General features: G+C 26.6%; 20 protein-coding genes and 1 CRISPR repeat array. Of the genes, 14 read left to right on the top strand and 6 right to left on the bottom strand.

The features are described from left to right. Nucleotides 1-98: 98 nt before the first annotated feature. The 4 genes from cas9 to ACQRD5_RS05825 all read left to right on the top strand — a co-directional run bounded on the left by cas9 (nucleotide 99) and on the right by ACQRD5_RS05825 (nucleotide 10,855). Nucleotides 99-3,293: a type II CRISPR RNA-guided endonuclease Cas9 gene (gene cas9, locus ACQRD5_RS05840; protein ID WP_427746600.1), complete on the top strand. Its 3,195-nt coding sequence runs from the start codon at nucleotides 99-101 to the stop codon at nucleotides 3,291-3,293. Next, on the top strand, nucleotides 3,294-4,193 hold the full coding sequence (cas1, locus tag ACQRD5_RS05835; RefSeq protein ID WP_427746599.1) for a type II CRISPR-associated endonuclease Cas1: 900 nt from the start codon (nucleotides 3,294-3,296) through the stop codon (nucleotides 4,191-4,193). Between the two features lie 7 nt (nucleotides 4,194-4,200). After that, nucleotides 4,201-4,509, top strand: coding sequence for a CRISPR-associated endonuclease Cas2 (gene cas2 / locus ACQRD5_RS05830; protein ID WP_427746598.1), 309 nt, complete (start codon nucleotides 4,201-4,203; stop codon nucleotides 4,507-4,509). A gap of 51 nt (nucleotides 4,510-4,560) precedes the next feature. Then, nucleotides 4,561-6,771: direct repeats of the CRISPR family, unit length 36 nt; unit sequence ATTATAGCATATCGAGAATTTACTAGGAACTATAAC. Nucleotides 6,772-6,961: 190 nt separating this feature from the next. After that, on the top strand, nucleotides 6,962-10,855 hold the full coding sequence (locus ACQRD5_RS05825; protein WP_427746597.1) for an AAA domain-containing protein: 3,894 nt from the start codon (nucleotides 6,962-6,964) through the stop codon (nucleotides 10,853-10,855). 215 nt (nucleotides 10,856-11,070) lie between these two features. Here the strand turns inward: ACQRD5_RS05825 and ACQRD5_RS05820 are convergent, their stop codons facing one another. Then, complete coding sequence (locus ACQRD5_RS05820) at nucleotides 11,071-11,583, bottom strand: DJ-1/PfpI family protein (protein WP_427746596.1); 513 nt, start codon at nucleotides 11,581-11,583, stop codon at nucleotides 11,071-11,073. A gap of 713 nt (nucleotides 11,584-12,296) precedes the next feature. Between ACQRD5_RS05820 and ACQRD5_RS05815 the strand changes: the two genes are divergently transcribed. The 9 genes from ACQRD5_RS05815 (at nucleotide 12,297) to ACQRD5_RS05775 (ending at nucleotide 18,999) form a co-directional block, all read left to right on the top strand. After that, the gene (locus tag ACQRD5_RS05815) at nucleotides 12,297-12,683 is read left to right on the top strand and encodes an SHOCT domain-containing protein (protein WP_427746595.1); all 387 of its coding nucleotides are present in this window, start codon (nucleotides 12,297-12,299) and stop codon (nucleotides 12,681-12,683) included. Between the two features lie 14 nt (nucleotides 12,684-12,697). Beyond that, nucleotides 12,698-13,414 (top strand): SHOCT domain-containing protein, encoded by a 717-nt coding sequence (locus tag ACQRD5_RS05810; protein WP_427746594.1) that lies wholly within the window; start codon nucleotides 12,698-12,700, stop codon nucleotides 13,412-13,414. A gap of 134 nt (nucleotides 13,415-13,548) precedes the next feature. Further along, on the top strand, nucleotides 13,549-14,946 hold the full coding sequence (locus ACQRD5_RS05805; protein ID WP_321129494.1) for a hypothetical protein: 1,398 nt from the start codon (nucleotides 13,549-13,551) through the stop codon (nucleotides 14,944-14,946). Between the two features lie 223 nt (nucleotides 14,947-15,169). Further along, nucleotides 15,170-15,379: a hypothetical protein gene (locus tag ACQRD5_RS05800; RefSeq protein ID WP_294362334.1), complete on the top strand. Its 210-nt coding sequence runs from the start codon at nucleotides 15,170-15,172 to the stop codon at nucleotides 15,377-15,379. 127 nt (nucleotides 15,380-15,506) lie between these two features. After that, nucleotides 15,507-16,022: a ferritin gene (locus ACQRD5_RS05795; protein ID WP_308780803.1), complete on the top strand. Its 516-nt coding sequence runs from the start codon at nucleotides 15,507-15,509 to the stop codon at nucleotides 16,020-16,022. 96 nt (nucleotides 16,023-16,118) lie between these two features. Then, nucleotides 16,119-16,277, top strand: coding sequence for a hypothetical protein (locus ACQRD5_RS05790; protein ID WP_294189466.1), 159 nt, complete (start codon nucleotides 16,119-16,121; stop codon nucleotides 16,275-16,277). A gap of 27 nt (nucleotides 16,278-16,304) precedes the next feature. Then, nucleotides 16,305-17,024 carry a DUF434 domain-containing protein gene (locus ACQRD5_RS05785; protein ID WP_294166985.1) on the top strand — a complete coding sequence of 240 codons (720 nt, stop codon included), beginning with the start codon at nucleotides 16,305-16,307 and terminating at the stop codon, nucleotides 17,022-17,024. Nucleotides 17,025-17,157: 133 nt separating this feature from the next. After that, on the top strand, nucleotides 17,158-18,447 hold the full coding sequence (uraA, locus tag ACQRD5_RS05780; RefSeq protein ID WP_427746593.1) for a uracil permease: 1,290 nt from the start codon (nucleotides 17,158-17,160) through the stop codon (nucleotides 18,445-18,447). Nucleotides 18,448-18,624: 177 nt separating this feature from the next. Continuing rightward, complete coding sequence (locus ACQRD5_RS05775) at nucleotides 18,625-18,999, top strand: hypothetical protein (RefSeq protein ID WP_294362323.1); 375 nt, start codon at nucleotides 18,625-18,627, stop codon at nucleotides 18,997-18,999. 25 nt (nucleotides 19,000-19,024) lie between these two features. Here the strand turns inward: ACQRD5_RS05775 and spoVAE are convergent, their stop codons facing one another. From spoVAE to ACQRD5_RS05750, 5 genes are read right to left on the bottom strand one after another with little or no spacing between them, the layout of a single operon-like run. Beyond that, entirely contained in the window at nucleotides 19,025-19,378 is a 354-nt protein-coding gene (gene spoVAE, locus ACQRD5_RS05770) for a stage V sporulation protein AE (RefSeq protein WP_294362320.1), read from the bottom strand. A gap of 15 nt (nucleotides 19,379-19,393) precedes the next feature. Then, nucleotides 19,394-20,395, bottom strand: a complete 1,002-nt coding sequence (gene spoVAD / locus ACQRD5_RS05765) for a stage V sporulation protein AD (protein ID WP_427746592.1) — start codon at nucleotides 20,393-20,395, stop codon at nucleotides 19,394-19,396. Then, entirely contained in the window at nucleotides 20,396-20,875 is a 480-nt protein-coding gene (gene spoVAC, locus ACQRD5_RS05760) for a stage V sporulation protein AC (protein ID WP_294362312.1), read from the bottom strand. A gap of 21 nt (nucleotides 20,876-20,896) precedes the next feature. Next, nucleotides 20,897-21,757 carry a DUF421 domain-containing protein gene (locus ACQRD5_RS05755; RefSeq protein ID WP_321129497.1) on the bottom strand — a complete coding sequence of 287 codons (861 nt, stop codon included), beginning with the start codon at nucleotides 21,755-21,757 and terminating at the stop codon, nucleotides 20,897-20,899. Nucleotides 21,758-21,770: 13 nt separating this feature from the next. Beyond that, nucleotides 21,771-21,977: a DUF1657 domain-containing protein gene (locus ACQRD5_RS05750; RefSeq protein WP_294189457.1), complete on the bottom strand. Its 207-nt coding sequence runs from the start codon at nucleotides 21,975-21,977 to the stop codon at nucleotides 21,771-21,773. Nucleotides 21,978-22,170: 193 nt separating this feature from the next. Between ACQRD5_RS05750 and ACQRD5_RS05745 the strand changes: the two genes are divergently transcribed. Then, entirely contained in the window at nucleotides 22,171-22,374 is a 204-nt protein-coding gene (locus tag ACQRD5_RS05745) for a DUF1657 domain-containing protein (RefSeq protein ID WP_291625896.1), read from the top strand. The last annotated feature ends 75 nt before the right edge of the window (nucleotides 22,375-22,449 follow it).

The following is a 22,449-nucleotide window of genomic DNA, read 5'->3' as shown; positions in this document are numbered from 1 at the left end:
TAGTTACTATAACAAGGCAATAAGCCGTAAAGTATCCCCTAGGTTCAGTAGAGCTTAGGGGTATCTTTTTGTATAAAGGAAATGTGAGGTGTATAAATTTGAATCAAAATATCAATTATAGGTTGGGGCTTGATATTGGAATAACTTCAGTTGGCTGGTCAGTAATAAACTTAGACAAGCAAAGAATAGAAGACTTAGGAGTTAGAATATTTAATGCAGCTGAAAATCCTAAAGATGGATCTTCTTTAGCTCTTCCTAGAAGATTAGCAAGAGGGAGAAGAAAATTATTAAGAAGAAAAGCTTATAGAGTTGAGAGAGTAAGAAAATTAATACTAAATGAAAATCTCTTAACTAAAGATGAACTGGATAACTTATTTTTAAGAAATGACACCAATGTTTGGATAGCAAGAGTTGAAGGTTTAGACAGATTATTAACTAATGAAGAATTTTCAAAGGTTTTGATTAATTTATGCAAAAGAAGAGGATTTAAATCTAATAGAAAAATAGATACAGCTGATAAAGAATCAGGAGAAATTTTAACTAGTATTAAGGCTAATGAAGAAAGAATGAATGAACTTGGATATAGAACTATTGGTGAATATATTTATAAAGAGGCAACTTTAGATGAAGATAATTATACACCTTTAAGAAACAAATTTGGAAAATATAAAAATTGTGTTTCAAGGGATATGATAAGAGAAGAAATACATAAAATATTTGAAAGTCAAAGAAAATTAGGTAATAAATATGCAAGTGATGAAATTGAAGATAGATATTTAGAAATATTTAATTCACAAAGACCTTTTTCAAAATTTGAAGATTTAGAAAAGTTGATTGGGTTTTGTACATTTGAAAAAGATAAAAAGTATAAAAGAGCACCTAAACATTCTATATCTTCAGAAGAGTTTGTTCTATATGATAATTTAAATAGAGTTTCTATTATTAATAATGGTCATAAAAGGAAATTAACAGAAGAAGAGAGAAATATAATTATTGACGAAGCTTATAAGAAAAAAGAAGTTAAGTATTCAGCAGCAAGAAAATTATTGAACTTAGATGAAAAAGATAAGTTTTCTACTTTAACTTATAATAATGATAATTCTAAAACAGAAAATACAAAATTTATTTCAATGAATGGATATCATGAAATAAGAAAAGCAGTAGAGCATGGCATTAGTAAAGAGTATTGGAAATTAATAAAAGATAATAGAAAACTTTTAAATGATATAGCTTATGTATTAAGTATAGCTAAAACAGAAGAAGATATTATTTATCAATTAAATAAAAGATGTGCACCAAGTGAAGTTATAGATGTTGTAAGTGACATAACATTTAGTAAGTTTAGTAATTTGTCTATTGAAGCATTAGAAAGAATACTGCCATTTGTAAAGCAGGGGTATATGTATAATGAAGCTTGTGAAAAAGCAGGATATGACTTTAAAGCTATATATAATGGTGAAAAATCTTATAAGCTACCAGTGATAGATATTGATGAAATTGTTAACCCTGTAGTTAACAGAGCATTAGCTCAAACTAGAAAAGTGATTAATGCTGTTATTGATAGGTATGGTTCACCAGTAGGAATAAATATAGAGTTAGCTAGGGAATTGGCTAAGAACTTTAAAGATAGAAAACAAATAGAAAAAGAGCAAAAAGAAAATAGATCTAAAAATGATAAAATAAGGGATGAGTTAAGGACATTAACTGGTAAAGAGCCAACAGGAAGTGAAGTTTTAAAATATAAACTTTGGATAGATCAAAATAGTGAATGTGCTTACACTCAACAAAAAATATATATAGAAAAGTTATTTGAGGTAGGATATTGCGAAATAGATCATATTATTCCTTTTAGTAGAAGCTTTGATGATAGCTTTAATAATAAAATTTTAGTTCTTGGATCAGAAAATCGATTAAAAAGCAATAGAACTCCATATGAGTATTTTGGGTCTGATGAAGGAAGATGGAATCGATTTGAAATATGGGTTAATTCAAGTAGATTAAGTTATAAAAAGAAAAGTAATTTAATTAAAAAGAAATTTTCCGAAGAAGAACAAAAAGAGTGGAAGGCAAGAAATCTTCAAGACACTAAATATATATGTAGATATATTTCAAACTTTATAGATAATAGATTATTATTTAAAGAAAGTGAATCAAAGAGAAAAGTAATAAATATAAATGGTAGAGCAACAGCATATTTAAGAGCTAAATGGGGCCTTATTAAGGTAAGGGGAGATGGAGATAAGCACCACGCATTAGATGCAACAGTAGTAGCAGTAGCAACTCAAGGAATGGTAAATGAAATATCAAAATATAGTAAAGCAAATGAATTAAAATATATAAGAGTAAATGATGAATTTGTAGATATAGAAACTGGAGAAATTGTTAAATTAGAAGATTATAAATATTTACTTAAAGATAAGTTACCAAGACCATGGATTGGATTTAGTGAAGAATTAATTATGAGATTAAGTGATAATCCAAAAGAAGAGTTAAAAAAATCACCTATAAAATCTTATGATGAAGACTTTATAGAAAAGACAGTTAGACCAATATTTGTTTCAAGGATGCCATTTAGAAAAATTGGAGGTAAACTTTTTAAAGAAACAATATATTCAAAGAAAGATTTTACTGAAGAAGGTTTTGTAGCAAAGAAAAATTTAACTGATTTAAGTAAAAAAGACTTTGAAAATATCTATAATTATAATAGTGATAGAAAGTTATATGATGCAATTAAAAATAAATTAGAAGAATTTGATTGGAATGCTAAAAAAGCTTTTGAAACGGAATTTAGGAAACCAACTAAAGATGGAAAATTAGGACCAGTTGTGAGAAGTATAAAAGTTAAATCTAAAGAACCTTTTAAAATAAAAGATGCAATAAGTTTAAATGAAGGCTCTGTTGCAAAAGAAGGAATGGTAAGAATTGATATATATGAAAAAGAGCAAAAGTTTTATTGTGTTCCAGTATATAGATATCAATTATTAAATGCTAATATTCCTAAAAAAGCATCAGTAGCAGCTAAGACAGAAGATGAATGGATTTATATGGATGAAAGCTATAAGTTTAAGTTTTCTGTTTATAAAAATGATTTGATTGAAATTAAATATAAGAAAAAAGAGGGTTACTTTGGATATTATGATTCGTTTGATAGATCTACTGCTGCATTAACTATTGAAAATCATGATAATTCTGAAAGATATAGAGGAATAGGAATAAAAGCTGGAGTTCAAGAAATAAATAAATATGAAGTAGATGTTTTGGGAAGATACTACAAGCTTAAGAGTGGTAAATAAATGAGTTTTAGAAGCATAATTATATCAAATCCAGCAAGTTTATCGTTGAAAAATAATAATTTAATTATAACTAATGAAGATAACTTTCAAATTCCAGTTGAGGATATATCAGTATTATTAATTGAATCGTCAGCAGTTAAACTTACAGCAAAGCTTATTAGTAAATTAAGTCAATATAGTGTAGCTACTATAATATGCGATGATAAGCATTTGCCATCATCAATAGTTTTGCCATTAAATATTCATTATAGATCTTATAAGGTTCTTAAAAATCAGCTTTCGCAAAGTGCTGCTTTTAGTAAAAGAATTTGGCAAAGCATAATAAAGCAAAAACTTAAAAATCAAGGTTTATGTTTAGAAATTTCTAATAATGATGGTTATAAATTTTTATATAAGTTATCAGAAGATGTGGAAAGTGGAGATAAAGGAAATAGAGAAGCAATAGGTGCTAAATATTATTTTAAAGTTTTGTTTGGTAAAAAATTCAATAGAAATGAGATAAATGGAATAAATTCTGCATTAAATTATGGATACACAATAGTTAGAAGTGCAGTAGCAAGATCCTTAGCTATGTATGGTTTTAATACTACTTTAGGTGTATTTCACAGTAATGAACTTAACTCTTATAATTTAGCAGATGATTTTATGGAGCCTTTTAGACCTATAGTAGACTTATGGGTTTATAAAAATATAAATATAGATGATGAGTTAACTAAAGAAAATAGAATAGCATTAGTAGATTTAATAAACTGTGATTGTATTATAGATAATAAAAATCATTCAATTTTAAACGCAATAGATAAAATGGTAGCATCTTATACAACAGCATGTAGTAAAAAGGATTATAGACTAATAAAATTACCAGAAATAAAAGATTTAGAATATCATTATTATGAGTAATAGATTTATGAGATTATTAGTTTTCTTTGATTTACCTGTTGTTAAAAAAGAAGATAGAAAAGAATATCAAAATTTTAGAAGATTTTTATTAAATGATGGTTATATAATGCTACAATATTCTGTTTACTCTAGAATATGTAATGGAATAGATGGAACCAATAAACATATAAGTAGGCTAAAAAAAAATATCCCACATAAAGGATCAGTTAGGTATTTACAAATTACAGAAAAGCAATATTCAGAAATGAAATTTCTTGTAGGCTCACCAAAAAAGCAAGAAAAACAAATAAATTCGGGACAATTGAACGTTTTTTAAATAGTAAAAGCCCATTGAAAGCTAGTGTTTTCAATGGGTTTCACTATTGATATTATAGCATATCGAGAATTTACTAGGAACTATAACTAAAGTATAATAGTATTGTGGAAATGATATATTATAGCATATCGAGAATTTACTAGGAACTATAACAGAAAGGCTATTGATGGAATGAAAGCTCTAATTATAGCATATCGAGAATTTACTAGGAACTATAACTTGATAAGTTAAATACCCATACCCGTTTGATTATAGCATATCGAGAATTTACTAGGAACTATAACTTAATTATTGAACTGTATTTATACTTTATTATTATAGCATATCGAGAATTTACTAGGAACTATAACACTTCAAAGGTAGTATTGATATTAATTGTTATTATAGCATATCGAGAATTTACTAGGAACTATAACTTCCACTTATTAATTAATTCTTTAATCTTTATTATAGCATATCGAGAATTTACTAGGAACTATAACTGAAGATACTGATACAGTGTATGGATCACTATTATAGCATATCGAGAATTTACTAGGAACTATAACATATGAGTGTTGATAGTGGCAACGGATATCATTATAGCATATCGAGAATTTACTAGGAACTATAACCTATAAACCCCACCACCTTCAATAGTTATAATTATAGCATATCGAGAATTTACTAGGAACTATAACAAAGAAGTTTAAGCTTTCTGAGGATAAGGATTATAGCATATCGAGAATTTACTAGGAACTATAACAGTTAATATTGAAGAGAGGAATATGATAGCATTATAGCATATCGAGAATTTACTAGGAACTATAACTTTGAAGAAGTAGAAGTAGAAGGAGTTAAAATTATAGCATATCGAGAATTTACTAGGAACTATAACACTATTTTAGACTTAGGAGAGAAAAGAGTAATTATAGCATATCGAGAATTTACTAGGAACTATAACAGGAGTTACTTACTGTGATATGTATTTGAAATTATAGCATATCGAGAATTTACTAGGAACTATAACTATGTCTTTATATTTGAAATCAACTTTGGTATTATAGCATATCGAGAATTTACTAGGAACTATAACCTATTTTAGATTTAGGAGAGAAAAGAGTAATTATAGCATATCGAGAATTTACTAGGAACTATAACCAATAGAACAGAATAGAAATCATTATGGGAATTATAGCATATCGAGAATTTACTAGGAACTATAACATTACTTTATCTCCTGCCATAGCAATAACCATTATAGCATATCGAGAATTTACTAGGAACTATAACTCATAAAATGTTAATAACATTAAAGATTAAATTATAGCATATCGAGAATTTACTAGGAACTATAACCCTTGATTATATAATATCATATAATGTTATATTATAGCATATCGAGAATTTACTAGGAACTATAACGCAAGAATATCAATTCATAATTAGGTCTATATTATAGCATATCGAGAATTTACTAGGAACTATAACCATTCTTGTTATTTCCATTTCTGTTATTGTATTATAGCATATCGAGAATTTACTAGGAACTATAACACTCATTAATAACTATACTAATAGTTTACAATTATAGCATATCGAGAATTTACTAGGAACTATAACTAAACAATTGGTACACCCTTTTCTTCCTATATTATAGCATATCGAGAATTTACTAGGAACTATAACTCCTAAAGTAGTGGATAATTTCCCTGCTATATTATAGCATATCGAGAATTTACTAGGAACTATAACTAAACAATTGGTACACCCTTTTCTTCCTATATTATAGCATATCGAGAATTTACTAGGAACTATAACTTAACAGAAGAAGCAAAACAAATGTACAAGATTATAGCATATCGAGAATTTACTAGGAACTATAACACGTGAGTGTCTTTATATACATCAGCATTAATTATAGCATATCGAGAATTTACTAGGAACTATAACTATAGTTCAATGGTAGAACAATAGGCTAATATTATAGCATATCGAGAATTTACTAGGAACTATAACTATTAAGCTTAAGAGTATCTACTATAGTTAATTATAGCATATCGAGAATTTACTAGGAACTATAACGCTGACTATAAAAGAAGAATTGAGAAGTTAATTATAGCATATCGAGAATTTACTAGGAACTATAACTCTAGTCTTTCAACTAAACTATTATACAATATTATAGCATATCGAGAATTTACTAGGAACTATAACAATATTTGAATTTGATGGAGATATAAGAAAATTATAGCATATCGAGAATTTACTAGGAACTATAACATATTTTTTAGAGCGAGTGTTTATATAATATTTGAATTTATAAATTCAATGTCTAGATGTTATTCTATTTATTGAAATATAAAAATACTTGTATAAAATAATATATTATTCATACAAGTAAAAGTATAAATTGATTTTTAGTGATATAATAAATTTCGAGCATATTAAGCATTATTTAGGAGTGAAAGATTTGAATGAAATTTTAGAAAAGTACAAAGATAGATTAATAAATTTAAATGGTAGAAATAGAGCTTTAGTTACTAAGAAATTACCTAAAAAGAGAGCTTTTGATATATATAACATTACAACTATTAATAAAGATATTTGTAATGAAGTAAAAGAATATATAATTTTAAATAAGGAAAATAAATTAAAGCTTTTGCCTGACTATACTAGTTTTTATAATGAGAAAAGAAGAGAAATACAAAGATCTATCAAAGAAGAGTTAATAAAACAAACAGAAGGTATTGAAAGTCTTGAAATTGAAGAGGCTGAAAAGGAAGCTAAACTTAAAGTAGTTAAAGAAAACATAAATAAAAAGGAAGAAAATCTTCTAAGTGAATTAGAAAATATTAAGAATAAAATAATTTCTTATTTAGTTTCTTTAAAATCTCTAGATAAGGAAATCAATGATGTTTATAAAGAAACAGGTAGATATGAATTATACATAGGATATCCATTTATAGAAGGCAAACTAAAAGACGATACTTTTATAAAGTCACCTTTATTCCTTTTCCCAATAAGATTTAATAAAAAAGGTGATGCCTTTGATATTGAAAATATTAGTGAAAGTAACATATTTTTAAATAAAGTTTTATTACTTGCAATATCTAAGTTTAATGGAGTTAACTTAGATAATATAGAAACAGAGTATGATAAATTAGATGAAAACTTTATTGAGAATATATTAAAAAAATTAGAAGAGGAAAAGGTATATATTGATTATAAGGATTCTGAAATTGAAAAATTTATAGAATACACAAATACAACATTACCAAAGTATGATTTAGGATATTTAAAAGTTTCTAACAATATGATTATAGGACAATTTTCTATAGCTAATTCTATTTATAATGATTATGATGAATTACTTAAAAGTGATATTGATATAGATATACTTGAAAGATTATTAAATACTAATTATGAAGGTGATAGATTAAGTGAAGAAGATTCAAAATTAGTTTTTAAGGAAAGAGATATTAATTTGATTTCTAAACTTGATTATAGCCAAGAAAGTGCTGTTAATATGGTTAATAAATCAAATAATTTAGTTATTTATGGACCACCAGGAACAGGAAAGTCTGAAACTATAGTAAATATAATAGGTGATGCATTATCTAAGGATAAAAGAGTTTTAATGGTTTCTCAAAAGAAAGCTGCACTAGATGTTATTTATAATAGATTAGGATTATTAAACAAGAAAGCTATTTTAATACATGATATAAATTCTGATAAAAAGAAGTTTTACTCAATAGTAGCTAATTCATTAGAAACTGTAGAGATATCAAATGAAAATTTTGAAAACTATATATTAAATAACTCCAATTATATAGATAATAAAATCTTAGATTTAGAAAAAATAGCTGATGTTTTATATAGTAAAAGAGAGTTTGGATTATCTCTTCAAGAAATGTATGAAGAAACTAAGCATATTACATCAAAAGAAGATCCAAGATATGAAGAATATCTTAGATTTAGGAAGAAAAATGATTTTAATAATGAAACTTACTTTAACCTTAAGGAAAATATATCTCAAATAAATGATGATACTATCCAAAGCTTTATAACATATACAAAACTTAATGGTAAAAATGAATTTATTGATGATATAGATGTAAAAATGAATTTTATTGATAAAGAAGATCTTGCTGATAATCTTCAAGGCATAAATATATCTTTAAAAACTATTATTGAAAAATACACAGAGGATATGGACTTATATAAGAAAATAATGAATGAATATAAGTTAAATGATTATTATTTAAATGACAAAAAGGTTGAAGATATAGCAGTTAATATTAATAATTCAAAAAATGGTCATTTATTAAATAAATTAAATGATAATAGATGGTGGAGCATATCTTATTGGATCAATTATTCAAAAAATAAGAAGATAGAAATAGAAAATAATAATAAATTTGAAGCTAATAAGGAAGCCCTTATAAATGAAGTTAAAACTATAACTAAAGATATAAATAATTTGTTTAAAGATATGGAGATTATAAAGACTTCTTTAAATGAAAAAGTTTATGATTTATTTATACAAAGACTTTTAAATGGAAATGACCTAAATAGCTATGTTAATGAGATAAAAGAAGCTTTAGATTTAAGTGAAAAGTATAAGAATGACTTAATATTAATAAAGAATTTAAATGATTTGAAACTAAAAATATTAAATTATTCTCTTAGTGAAGATATAAATTTAATGAAAGAGAGAATTAATAACTTATTAGAGTTTATTACATTAAACCATATCCTTACTCTAGAAAAGGATTCAAGTGTTTCTGAAGCATTAAAATTATTGACTTCTTTTGAAGAAAATATAGCTTTAATAAATAAGGAAATGGAGAGTAAGAGACAAAATGTTAGAAAATTAATTTTAAGTAAGTGGGATGGCAAGATATTAGCTATAAATAATATTTCTGGATTTAAAGAGTTTAAAAGGCAAGCTAATAAGAAGAGAGCATTATGGCCTATAAGAAAATATTTTGAAACTTATAGTAATATGATTTTAGATGTTTTCCCATGCTTTTTATTAAGTCCAGAAACTGTATCAGAAGTTTTACCATTAACTAAAGGTTTATTTGATATTGTAATATTTGATGAAGCTTCACAAATGTATATAGAAAGTGCTATACCGTCAATTTTTAGAGGGAAACAAGTTGTAGTAGCTGGAGATGATAAACAACTTAGACCAAATGGATTATTTAAAAATAGATATGTAGATGAAGAAGATGAAGATTTAGAAGAGGAATCCTCTGCAGCATTAGAAGAAGAAAGCTTATTAGATTTAGCAAAAGTTAATTATGATAGTGTTTATTTAACTTATCATTATAGATCAAGATATTTAGAGTTAATCAACTTTTCAAATTATGCTTTTTATGGTGGAAGATTAAAAATTGCTCCTAATTTAAATACTTCTCATGATTATAAGGCTATAGAAAGAATCATAGTTGATGGTAAATGGGAAAATAAATCTAATGAAGAAGAAGCAAAGAAAATTGCAGAATTAGTTCAAAGTATTTTAAAGAATAGAAAAAACAATGAAACTATTGGTATAATAACATTTAATATAAATCAAAAATCATGTATAGAAAAGATGCTAGATGATAAAGCTCAGTATGATGAAGAATTTAGAGAGTTATATACTAAGGAAATTGATAGAATCGAAAATGATGAAGATGTTAGTCTATTCGTTAAGAATATAGAAAACGTACAAGGTGATGAAAGAGATATTATAATTTTTAGTATAGCATATGCTAAAAATGAAAAAGGAAGAGTTTCAGTTAACTTTGGATCATTATCACAAGATGGAGGAGAAAACAGATTAAACGTTGCTATAAGTAGAGCTAAACAAAAGATTTATGTAGTAACATCTATAGAACCTGAAGAATTTAATGTAGACTCAAGTAAAAATAAAGGACCAAAATTATTTAAGAAGTATTTGCAATATGTAAGAGCTGTATCAAATGGTAATACTACTGAATCAGAAGCTATACTAAATACTATTTTAGATACAGATATTATATATGATGATAGTAAAAGTTTTGATAGTGATTTTGAAGCAGAAGTTTATAAGGCTTTAATTGAAAAAGGCTATAATGTCCATAAACAAGTTGGAGTATCTGGCTATAGAATTGATTTAGCTATTTATGATGAAAGAAAATCACAATATATTTTAGGAATAGAATGTGACGGAGCTACTTTCCATAGCTCAAAATCCGCAAGAGAAAGAGATATTTATAGACAAAGATATCTTGAATCTAGAGGATGGAAAATAACAAGAATATGGAGTAAGAACTGGTGGGATAATCCTAAAAAAGAGATTGAGAAAATAGAAAAGATTATTACAGAAATTGTTTGATAAGATATCAGAAATAGATATAGATAATAAAGAAATTTTATCAGATATTATGCCGTGGTTAAAGAAGCTTCTATCAGAACTAAGAGCATCAAAAAGCAAATAATTATATTAAATTTTAACTCCAAGTAGAAAGCATTACCGCCCCTACTTGGAGTTTATTTTATCACTTTAAATTTTTAATTACTATGCATAGGCTTTTTGACGCTTACCCTATGTTAACATTCTTTAAACTGTTTAAAAAATCTAATGGTTTCTTCAAAATCATCTACATCTTTATATATGTCACATATAATACCTAAACTTAATGCAAAATCTACATATTCATTTGCTTTTGCTAACACATATCTATCTCCATTTTTTATATTGTTTATAGAGTATTTTTCTTTATCTTCAGTACTTATTATATTATTTTCTATTAATAAATTTACACCAGCACAAATAGCACCTATCTTGCAATTTTTAGAAATGCATAATTCTAAAAATTCCTTGAGTAATTCTTCATCTTTTAAAATTTCTATATTTCCACCAGGAATTATAACAACATCATTTTCGGTTATTTCCACTTTATTTATAAATTCATCACATTTTATTGTCATGCCTTCAAATACTTGTACTAAATCTTTATTTATACTTATCATATTTATATTATATTTATTTTTTAAAAAATAATATGCTAAAATTACTTCAAATAAAGCACATCCATCATAGATAAAAACATATAAATTCATTTTATATACCGCCTTAGATCTTAATACTTTTTGTCTTATTAATAGCTCATTTAATCAATAGCATAGAACTAGCTATTATAACTATTAATACTAATAATCCATCTACTACAGTTGACGCATATCCAGTTTTTATTTGAATTATTACACTATATAATATACTAAATATATATTATTTACTATAATCATATTAATTCCTATTTTATCTTCAATAAAAAATGTATCTTGATATCTAGGAATTAACCTTTTATTACTTAACGTAATTAGTATATTAAATATAAACATAATAGCATAAATTATAGTAAGCGTCAAAAATTTAATATCTAGTTAGTAAAAAGCTTAGCAATGAAAAATGGAATGAAGTTATAAATTTATTTTTTTCATATGAAGGAACGGTAAGTAATTTTTGTGAAGAAAATAATATAAGTAAGACACAATTTTATTATTATAAAGAAGAATTGTGGTGTAAAATATGCTTCTTATGATTATCAAAACTTACTAAAAGATAATGGATGTATACAAAGTATGAGTGCAAAAGGATGTTTTCTTAAAATTTCTAAGTTATTATGATAATAGCTACAACAAATAATAAATATAATGGAGTATAAAAATACTTAGGAATAAGTTAATAAAGTTAAAAATAGTTCAAAAATATATGTAAAAACATATTTTTATAGTATAATATTAGTAAAATATGAATTTTTAGGAGGGGTATTATGTTTGAAAATATGTTTGAGAATATTGGTGGTAAAATCAAAACACTTGCAAAAGTTCTATGCTGGGTTGGTATTATTCTTTCAGTATTAATTGCAATGATATTATTTATTGAAGCTAAGGAAGGCTCTTATAGAACTGAAGATTTATATATGAAATTAGGTTGTATATATTTGATTTTTGGTCCACTTGTTTCTTGGGTTAGCAGCTTCTTTATATATGGATTTGGTGAACTTATTGAAAGAACAACTGAGGTATCATTAAATACTAGACATCTTAGACAAGCTTCTGGATATAAAGAAAAAACAGAAAGAGAAAAAACATTAGATGAATTACTTGCAGCCGGACTTATTACAGAAGCAGAGTATAATGAAAAGATGAAGGAATAAAGGTGGTGAATAAAATGAATGAAAAAGTAATTACATTAAAATCAACAAAATTAATGGGAATATTGATTTGTAGTGCATCAGGCTTATCACTACTATCATTTCTTTTCTCAATGATAATTTTAAGTGATGGATTTTATTTTGTTAACTTTCTATATCTTATTCAGATACTTGCTATAGGAGCCATAGGAGTTTATTTTATTTTGAAAGATAATTATCAAAATATAGAAATTATAGTACCAATTTCTCTTTTTGTAATTGCTGCTAAAGGAATAATAGCTAGTTTCATATATTCTAGTTTTAGTCTTTTATCTTTCTTGGAGGCAGGTTGTTATGCTGCCCTTGGTTTTATTATTATTGATAATTTAAAAAAAGTGAAAATAGCAAATATTATTACATTGATATTAATAGTATATAATATTTTAAATGCTTATTTTATAGGGAACGTACAATCTCTTTATATTAGATATGGATTTTATTCTGGATTAAATGTTTCACTAGTAAGTACAGGTTATACTGGATTAGTATTTTTATTAGTTTTATTAACATATTTTTCAAATTATACTAATAAAAAAGATATTAAAGTAAAACAGTATAAATCACATATTAAGCTTAATACAGAAATAATTGATTTTAAAACACTTTTGGAATTTGTTGAAAATCAATATAAAAATGGTGAAATTACTGAAGAGGAATATAAGAAAAAAAGAACTGAAATACTTAATCAACTTTAAGTAGATATTTATTAAAGAGCAAATACAAGTGGTATTTGTTCTTTTTAATTGTATTTTATTGACGAATAATCTGTAACTACTCCCTTATGATTATCATAATTTATACTAGAGTAATTAATAAAGTGGAGAAGTACATGATAAACGTAATATTAACACCACTACACTATATTTATTTAATTTTTATAATAATTATTATAGTGGCTATGGTAAAGAAGAAGGATATATCCCTAATTTGTATTTTAGGTATATTCATCTTAGGTCTTATTGGAACAAATTCAATTTATAAGGGCGTTATGGGAATTTTTAATAGCTTTGTTTATGCAACAAAGGAGCTAATGCCTACTATATTTATTATTTCAGTTATAACTGCTATGAGTAGTATTTTAATGGATTCTGGTATAAATGATGAACTAGTATCTCCTTTTAAGGGAGTAATTAAAAACTATTGGATAGCTTACTGGGTTATTGGTATAGTTATGATGATATTATCTTGGTTTTTCTGGCCATCACCAGCTGTGGCACTTGTAGGTGCTTTATTTTTACCTTTAGCTAAGAAGGCAGGTCTCCCAGCTATAGGAGTAGCTATGGCTATGAATCTATTTGGACATGGAATTGCTTTATCAAGCGACTATATTATTCAAGCAGCTCCAAAGCTTACAGCTGATGCAGCAGGAATACCAGTTTCAAGTGTAATTTCTGCTAGTATTCCTCTTACAATAACTATGGGAGTTGTAACTACTATTGCTGCATTTTACTTTCTTAGAAAGGATATAAAATCAAAAGAAGTTTCCTTTGAATATAACATTCACCTAGAAGAAGAAAATAAAGAAAATAAGATGTTAATTCCTTCTAAAAAATTAAGAAGAGCATTAGCTTTATTGATTTTAGTACTTTTTGCTTTAGACATAGTAATAATGTATTTAGCAAATCTTCAAGGTGGAGATGCAACGGCTCTTATTGGTGGTACAGCAGTATTTATCTTATGCTTAATCTCTATAATATCCTATAAAAATAAAGCTCTTGATAAAGTTACTGATGATCTTGTTAAGGGATTACAATTTGGCTTTAAAATATTTGGTATTGTTATACCTGTTGCTGCTTTTTTCTATTTAGGGGATTCCGCCTTTAATGAAATTTTCTCTAATATACTTCCAGAAGCTTCTCATGGAATAGTAAATGATTTAGGTCTTGCACTTGCAAATATAGTACCTTTAAATTCAACTATATCTGCAAGTACACTTACTATTGTGGGTGCTATAACAGGATTAGATGGTTCTGGTTTTTCAGGAATATCACTTGTTGGATCTGTTGCACAAATATTTTCAACTGCACTAGGTGGTGGAATAGCAACACTTACAGCTTTAGGACAACTAGCAGGAATATGGGTTGGTGGAGGAACTTTAGTTCCTTGGGCTGTAATACCAGTAGCTGCAATATGTGGAGTAGATCCTTTTGAACTTACCAAGAAAAATTTCAAACCTGTTATAATTGGACTAGTTGTTACTACTTTATTAGCTATATTTTTAATTTAAATAAATGAACAACATAATATTGAAATAGAATTATAGTCAATATTATGTTGTTCATTTTATATTTATAAATAATCTATATTTTTAATGTTAATTAGAAAAGAATAATTATATTCATTTAATTATAAAACAGATATAATTTTGTATAATATTAGTTGAAAATTCTATTTAAATAAATATATAATATTATTAAATAAAAGTTATAAATAAACTTTTTGGGGGAAATATGGTAGAATTTTTAGTTATAATAGATATGAAGAGTTATGATGAGGATATTGGATACTGCGGATTAAGTGAAATTGAAGCTTATAAAGTCTATAAAAGCTTAAAGCTAAAACATAAAAGAGTAAATATAGTTAAAGCTAAAGTGGAAAAAACATTAATAAGAAATGTTGAATTTATAGTTAATTATAAAATTATTGAAATAATAAAGTAAATTTATCTATAAGTAATAAAAATAAATGTATCTTAAAGAAATTATATTAAGGTAATATTGGAAAAAACATAAAAAAAGTATAGAATATAAAGGAGACATAATTTATTCAGAGGAGGGTACATATTATATGTTAAGTAAAAAATTATTAGAAGGTTTAAATGCTCAAATTAATTTTGAATTCTATTCTTCATATACATATCTTGCTATGGCTGGATACTGCGAATCTATAGATTTAGCAGGTTTTGCTAATTTCTTCAGAGTGCAAGCAAAAGAAGAATTAGATCATGCAATGAAGTTATATGATTATGTATATCAAAAGAATGGTACTGTTAAATTAGAGCAAGTAGATGAACCTAAAGGAGAGTTTGATGGAGTAATTGATGTTTTTGTAAAAGGTTATGAGCATGAACAATTAGTTACTAAAAAAATATATGAATTAGCTGATATTGCTTATGAAGAAAGAGAACATTCAACTATAAGTTTATTAAAATGGTTTATAGATGAACAAGTTGAAGAAGAAAATAATTTTAATACATTAGTAAAGAGAATAAGAAGGGTTGAAGATAATCCAGCAGGTCTTTACTTAATGGATGATGAATTAGCAACAAGGGTTTATACACCAATTACAAATACAAATAATTAACTATATATAGAAGTCCTATAAGGGCTTCTTTTTTGCATTTTAATACATTTTTTTATTAATTTTAGAAATAATAATGTATAAAGGAGTTGAAATATAATGACAGATATAAAATTTCTAATTTTATTTTTACTTTTTTTATATGTATTAAATTATTTTACTAATAGAAAAAAGCAGAAATTACAAGATACGAAAGCGGAGTATTTAGATAAAAAGGGAGACGAAGAAGAAAAAGATATTAAAAGAAGAACTGTTTAAAAATATAAAAGTAAGAATGGAATCATTATGACTAAAGCAACAAGAAGAGGATATGTACCAACAGACGAAAAAGAATTTAAAGGTGATAACTTAAATAAATTATATAAAGCATCAGAAGACTTAGTATATCTTTTAAACAGAGGATATAAGATAAAAGGAGCATCAACATTTATAGGTAATCATTATCTTTTATCAGAAAGACAAAGACTTGCATTAATAAGAGGAATTTCTAAAAATGATGATATTAAAACAAGAAAATATAAGGAAGTAAATGATTTTTCAGGTGCTAAAGTAATTCACATAGATGGATTTAACACAATAATAACCTTAGAAGTTGTTTTGTCTAACTCATTAATTATTAAAGCTATGGATGAAACCATAAGAGATTTAGCAGGCCTTAGAGGTACTTATTCAGTTATAGATAAAACAGAAATTGCAATTAAGTTAATAGGTGATTTTCTATTAGATCATGAAATAGAAAAAACAGTATTTTATTTAGATAAACCAGTTTCTAACTCTGGCAGATTAAAGATGAAGATTCTAGAGATATTTAAAGATACAGAACTTCAAATAGAAGTAGAAAATATTGATAATGTTGATTCTGTTTTAAAATCAAAAGAAAATGTAGTAACTAGTGATGCTATAATTCTTGATAATTGCATTAGTTGGATTAACTTAAATAAATATATTATAGAAAAAAACATACCAAATCCCAATTTTATAGATTTTAGTGGATTAAATAAATAGTATAAGTATTATATTTTCAGAATATTATACAATTAAATCAGTAAATAATATTGTATTTTCTTTTAAAAAGTGGTATATTTCATAAGAAATACTTTTAATTTAGTTCAGAGAAACTAAGAAGGAGGATAATGTTATGAAAAACACATCGGAAAAAGAAGTGTCAGTGGTAGATGTTAACGAGATGGTTCCACTAAAAAAAGCTATTCCATTAAGCATTCAACATTTATTTGCAATGTTTGGAGCATCTATTTTAGTTCCTATCTTATTTAATATTGATCCAACCACAGTACTATTCTTTAATGGAATAGGTACATTACTTTATGCTTTTATTACAAAAAAAGGCATACCAGCTTATTTAGGTTCAAGCTTTGCTTATCTAGCACCAACTTTCTTATTATTCAGTGAAGGTTATAGTTTCCAAAGTGTACAAAGTGGCTTTGTAGTTTCAGGTCTTGTTTTTTCAATAGTAGCAATTATAGTAGGTTATACAGGTACTGGATGGGTTAATAAATTATTTCCACCAGCAGCAATGGGAGCAATAGTAACTATAATCGGATTAGAACTTGCTTCAAATGCAGCTGATATGGCAGGATTTCCAGTTGGAGGAAGTAATTCACCTGAACTAAATACAACATGGGTAATAGTCTCAATGGTTACTCTTGGTACAGTTATATTGTGCAATGTATTACTTAAAGGATTCTTAAAAGTAATACCTATATTAATAGGAGTTGTTGTTGGTTACATAACAGCTTATTTTGTAGGTCTTGTAGATTTTAGTGCTGTAGGCAGCGCGTCTTTCTTCACAGTTCCACAAATACATTTAGCTAAATTCGAAGCTACACCTATCTTAACTATACTACCAGCTACCTTTGTAGTTTTGGCAGAACATATTGGACATTTAAAGGTTACTAGCAGTATAGTAGGAAAAGATTTAACTAAGAATCCAGGACTTCATAGATCTCTTTTAGGGGATGGATTGTCAACTATGATTTCAGGATTATTTGGATCAGTTCCAACTACTACTTATGGGGAAAATATAGGTGTTATGGCATTAACAAAGGTATATAGCGTATATGTAATATGTGGTGCAGGGTTAATTTCAATAGTACTTGGATTCTCAGGTAAGCTTTCAGCTTTAATAAGCACAATACCAACTCCAGTAGTCGGAGGAGTTAGTTTATTACTATTTGGTACTATAGCAACATCAGGTCTTAGAACATTTATAGACGAAAAAGTTGATTATTCTAAGTCAAGAAACTTAATTCTTACATCAGTAATATTTATGGTAGGGTTAAGTGGAATTAAAGTTAGCTTAGGTGTTATAGAATTAAAAGGAATGGGACTTGCAGCTGTAGTTGGAATAGCATTAAACTTAGCATTTATAATATTTGATAAGCTTGGAATTATGAATGAAGAAGTTTAAAAATACTAAAAAAATTTAGAAACAATTAAATTTATAAGAAATAAGATTATTGCCTATAGAGTAGATTGTAAACATTCTACTTATAGGCTTTTTCTTTTTTTATTAAATATAGAAAATAAATTTAAAAAGATTTATACTTTAACATATAAGATAATAAAGTAATTGTTGGAGGATGTTTTGGATAGAAAATTAATTGAAAAGATAATAGGTAAAAAGAATTACGTTGATTTAAATGATGAAATATATAATTTAAGAAAAGTCACTTCAAAAATGAGAGAAAAAATTGTATTTAAAGAAAACTTTTCAGAGGATTTTTTAAATTCTATTTCTCTTAAAGCTTTATCTGCTAAGAAAATAATAGATAATATTATTGATGGTCTTGAAAATGATAAATTTCAAGTAGGCTACACTAATAGCAAAGCTTATTTATTAAAATATTTAAAAGACTATCAATATAATTTAAATGGAATTTTAGAGAATACAAATACATTAAATTATGATGAACTAATTATATATACAAATACTTTAATAGATCTTATATTATTATTTTAAAAAGAAGCTAAATTTTAGCTTCTTTTTATCCTTTTGGTTTAAATATCATTGCAGTAAAGAATCCAAAGACTATTGCAGAAGATACACCTGAACTTACAGTTTTTAATAATCCATTAAAAATCCCAATAAAGCCAAACTCTTTAGCTTCATTTATTGATGCTGTTACAAGAGTATTTCCAAAGCTACTAATTGGAACAAAGGCTCCTGCTCCTGCAAATTTTACTAATGGATCATATAAACCAAGTCCTCCTAAAATTGCACCTATTACAACTAATGTGCAAGTTGTATGAGCTGGAGTAATTTTTAAGGTGTCCATTAGTAATTGACCAATTACACAAATTATACCACCTATAATAAAGGCAAAAATGAATTTTTCCATATATATCACACCTTTTTATATTTCTATAGATACTGCATGGGCAATACATGGTATGCTTTCTTTTTGTTGAAAAGAAATAGGAGAGAAGAGAGCACCCGTTGCAACCACTAATATTTTTTGTAATTCTCCTTTACGCATCCGATTTAAAAAATGACCATAAGTCACAGTTGCAGAGCAGCCACATCCACTTCCACCTGCAAAACTTGGCTGTTCTGTTTTATATATTAAAAGACCACAATCTGTAAATATATCAATTGGCATATTTATGTTATGCTTTTTAAACAATGCATTTGCAGTTTCATGTCCAACCTTTCCTAAATCACCTGTTGCAATAAGGTCATAATATGTAGCATCTATATTTAAATCTCTAAAATGAGCTTCAATAGTATCTACAGCTGCAGGTGCCATTGCAGGCCCAACATTATATGGGTCTGAAATCCCCATATCTATAACTCTTCCTATAGTAGCTGATGTTACTTTGGGCCCATTACCTTTTTCTGCAAGTACTGCAGCACCAGCACCTGTTACTGTCCATTGTGCTGTAGGAGGTCTTTGAACTCCGTAATCTGTAGGGTATCTAAATTGTTTTTCTGCAGCAGCATTATGACTACTGGCAGATGTAAGAACATATTTTGCTGATTTACTATTTATTAATTGAGCAGATAATGCTAGACCTTCCATGGCACTTGAGCAAGCTCCAAAAACGCCTAAATAAGGAATTCCAAGTGTTCTAGCTGCAAAACTACTTGATATTATTTGATTCATTAAATCTCCACTAAAATGAAAATTTATATCTTCTTTTTTTAACTTTGATTTTTCAATAGCCCTTTGGCAAGCATGTTCTAAAATTGCTTTTTCTGCCTTTTCATAGCTATCTTGACCAACCCATAAGTCTTCAGTAATTATATCGAAATCTTCTGCTAAAGCACCGTTTCCTTCAAAGGGTCCACCAACAGTAGCAGAACCTATTATGGTTGGTTTTGATTCAAAAATCCAAGATTGATGTCCTTTAAGCATTTACATTCCCCCTAGCCATATTATTGTCATTTTAATTGTTGCTACTATAAAAGCAGATATAACACCATATACGACAATGGCTCCTGCAAGTCTAAACATATTACCTGCAACTCCAAGAACAAGACCTTCACTTTTATGCTCCATTGAAGCAGAAGCAATAGAATTAGCAAAACCAGTAATAGGTACTGCAGTTCCACATCCTGCCCATTGACTTATATGATCAAAAACTCCAAAACCAGTTAATAAAGCAGCTACAAATATTAATACAACTAATGTAGGAGAGACTGAAGTTTTTTCATCAAAACCAAAATAATTTATAAATATCCATTGTAGAATTTGTCCTATAGTACAAATAGCACCTCCAGATAAAAAGGCTCTTATACAATTTTTAAGTAAAGGTCTTTTAGGTTCTATTCCTTTAACTAAAGCATCAAATTCTTGCTGGGTAGTAGTCATTTTTTTCTTTTTCATATTTGACATAGCTTCACCGTTAAAACCTTTCTAACGTAATAAATGTGGTTCTAATTTTTCTAAAATTTCTTCTAGTTTTTTTGCATTTTTAGAATACATAGTTTTGGCTTCTATGTTATCTGTATCTAATGAATAAGACATAAGATCTGATACTGATTTTTGAATACTTGCATAAAGTACTTCTTTAATTTGAGCCTTAGGGACTTGTATCATATCATCATAAAGATCAAGGTATAAATCTCCAGAGGAATCTACTTGACCAAGAAATACATTTTCAAGAGATACTCCTTGAATTTCTAATTGTGTATTTAGCCATCTTTGATTTAAACCAGCATTGGTAAGTCCTTCATTTAAAATGTTTCCATCTAAAATTACTGCTTGTGGTTCAGATTTGGTTCCTAGTTTTTTACCCAAATCATATGAAGTAACAGGTTTTTTATCAGCCTTTAAACTTATATTAATATCTCCATTTGATTCCATTAAGGCAAATTCAACATCTGCTAAATTAAAGGCGTTTTTTGAACGCATTTGTTGTAAAAACTCTTGTCCTGTAATTCTTTCTTTAGATAAATTATCTTCCATGATTTTACCGTTCTTAATTAAAACTCTTTCTTTACCATGTAAAATGTTATAGATTGTTTTACTTTTCATTTCAGCATAATCTAAAGCAAGAGGCATAAATGCCCAAACAGCTAGTGCTACTAATCCAAAATAAAAGTTGCTTATTATATTTAAAGAAATTAAGGAAATTATAATTGCAACAACTGAATATGAAATAAAATCAAATGAAGTAAATCTAGCTACTGTCTTCCTCTTCATATATTTACTTATTATTATTGCAACAAAAAATAAAAAAATAGATTTAAATAGTATTATTAACCAAGTATTCATTTCCTCACCTCACTTAGTTACCCTTATATTGTGGTTCTTCAAATTCCATAACTCCTATTCTTTTGTCTAATTCCATGTTGATTTTATTTATTTCTTCTAATGCATCACTGTATATAGATTTAGCTTCTTTATTTTGTTCCTGAACATAATACATTCTTAAAGTACCTTCAGCACCTTTTAAAGTAGCTAAGGTTTGTTTAACTTTAGAAATAGCACTCATATAAAAGTCTCCTTTATTATTGAAATCTTTATAGCATTACTTTAACCTGTATGAAGTGTTTTAATTCATTAATTTACAAAAATTATTATTTGAATATAGAAAGGGAAAAATTTCATTCTGTTAATATAGAATATTTAAATTAGTTATAACTAACAATATATTAGAAAAATATAATTGCATAGGAGGAATTATTATGCCAACAGGAACTAAACTTGAAACTGCACTAGCTAGTGCAAAAGGATTAGCAGCTGATATGAAGACATTTTCTTTAGATACTGATAATCAAGAAGCTAAACAAATCTTTAATCAACTTGCAACTACTATGGATAGTGTAGAACAATCACTTCAATCAAGACTTGATTTTGTAAAAGAACAAGAACCTCAATATAATAAATAATTAAAAAAGACACTATATAGGACAATTTTCAACCTATATAGTGTCTTTTAAACAACAAAATATATTAATTAATGT

The sequence above is a fragment of the Clostridium sp. SGI.024 genome (assembly GCF_050315195.1).
Taxonomy (GTDB): Bacteria; Bacillota; Clostridia; order Clostridiales; family Clostridiaceae; genus Clostridium.
Note: the sequence above shows the minus strand (reverse complement) of the source record. Positions and strands in the feature narration are given on the sequence as shown.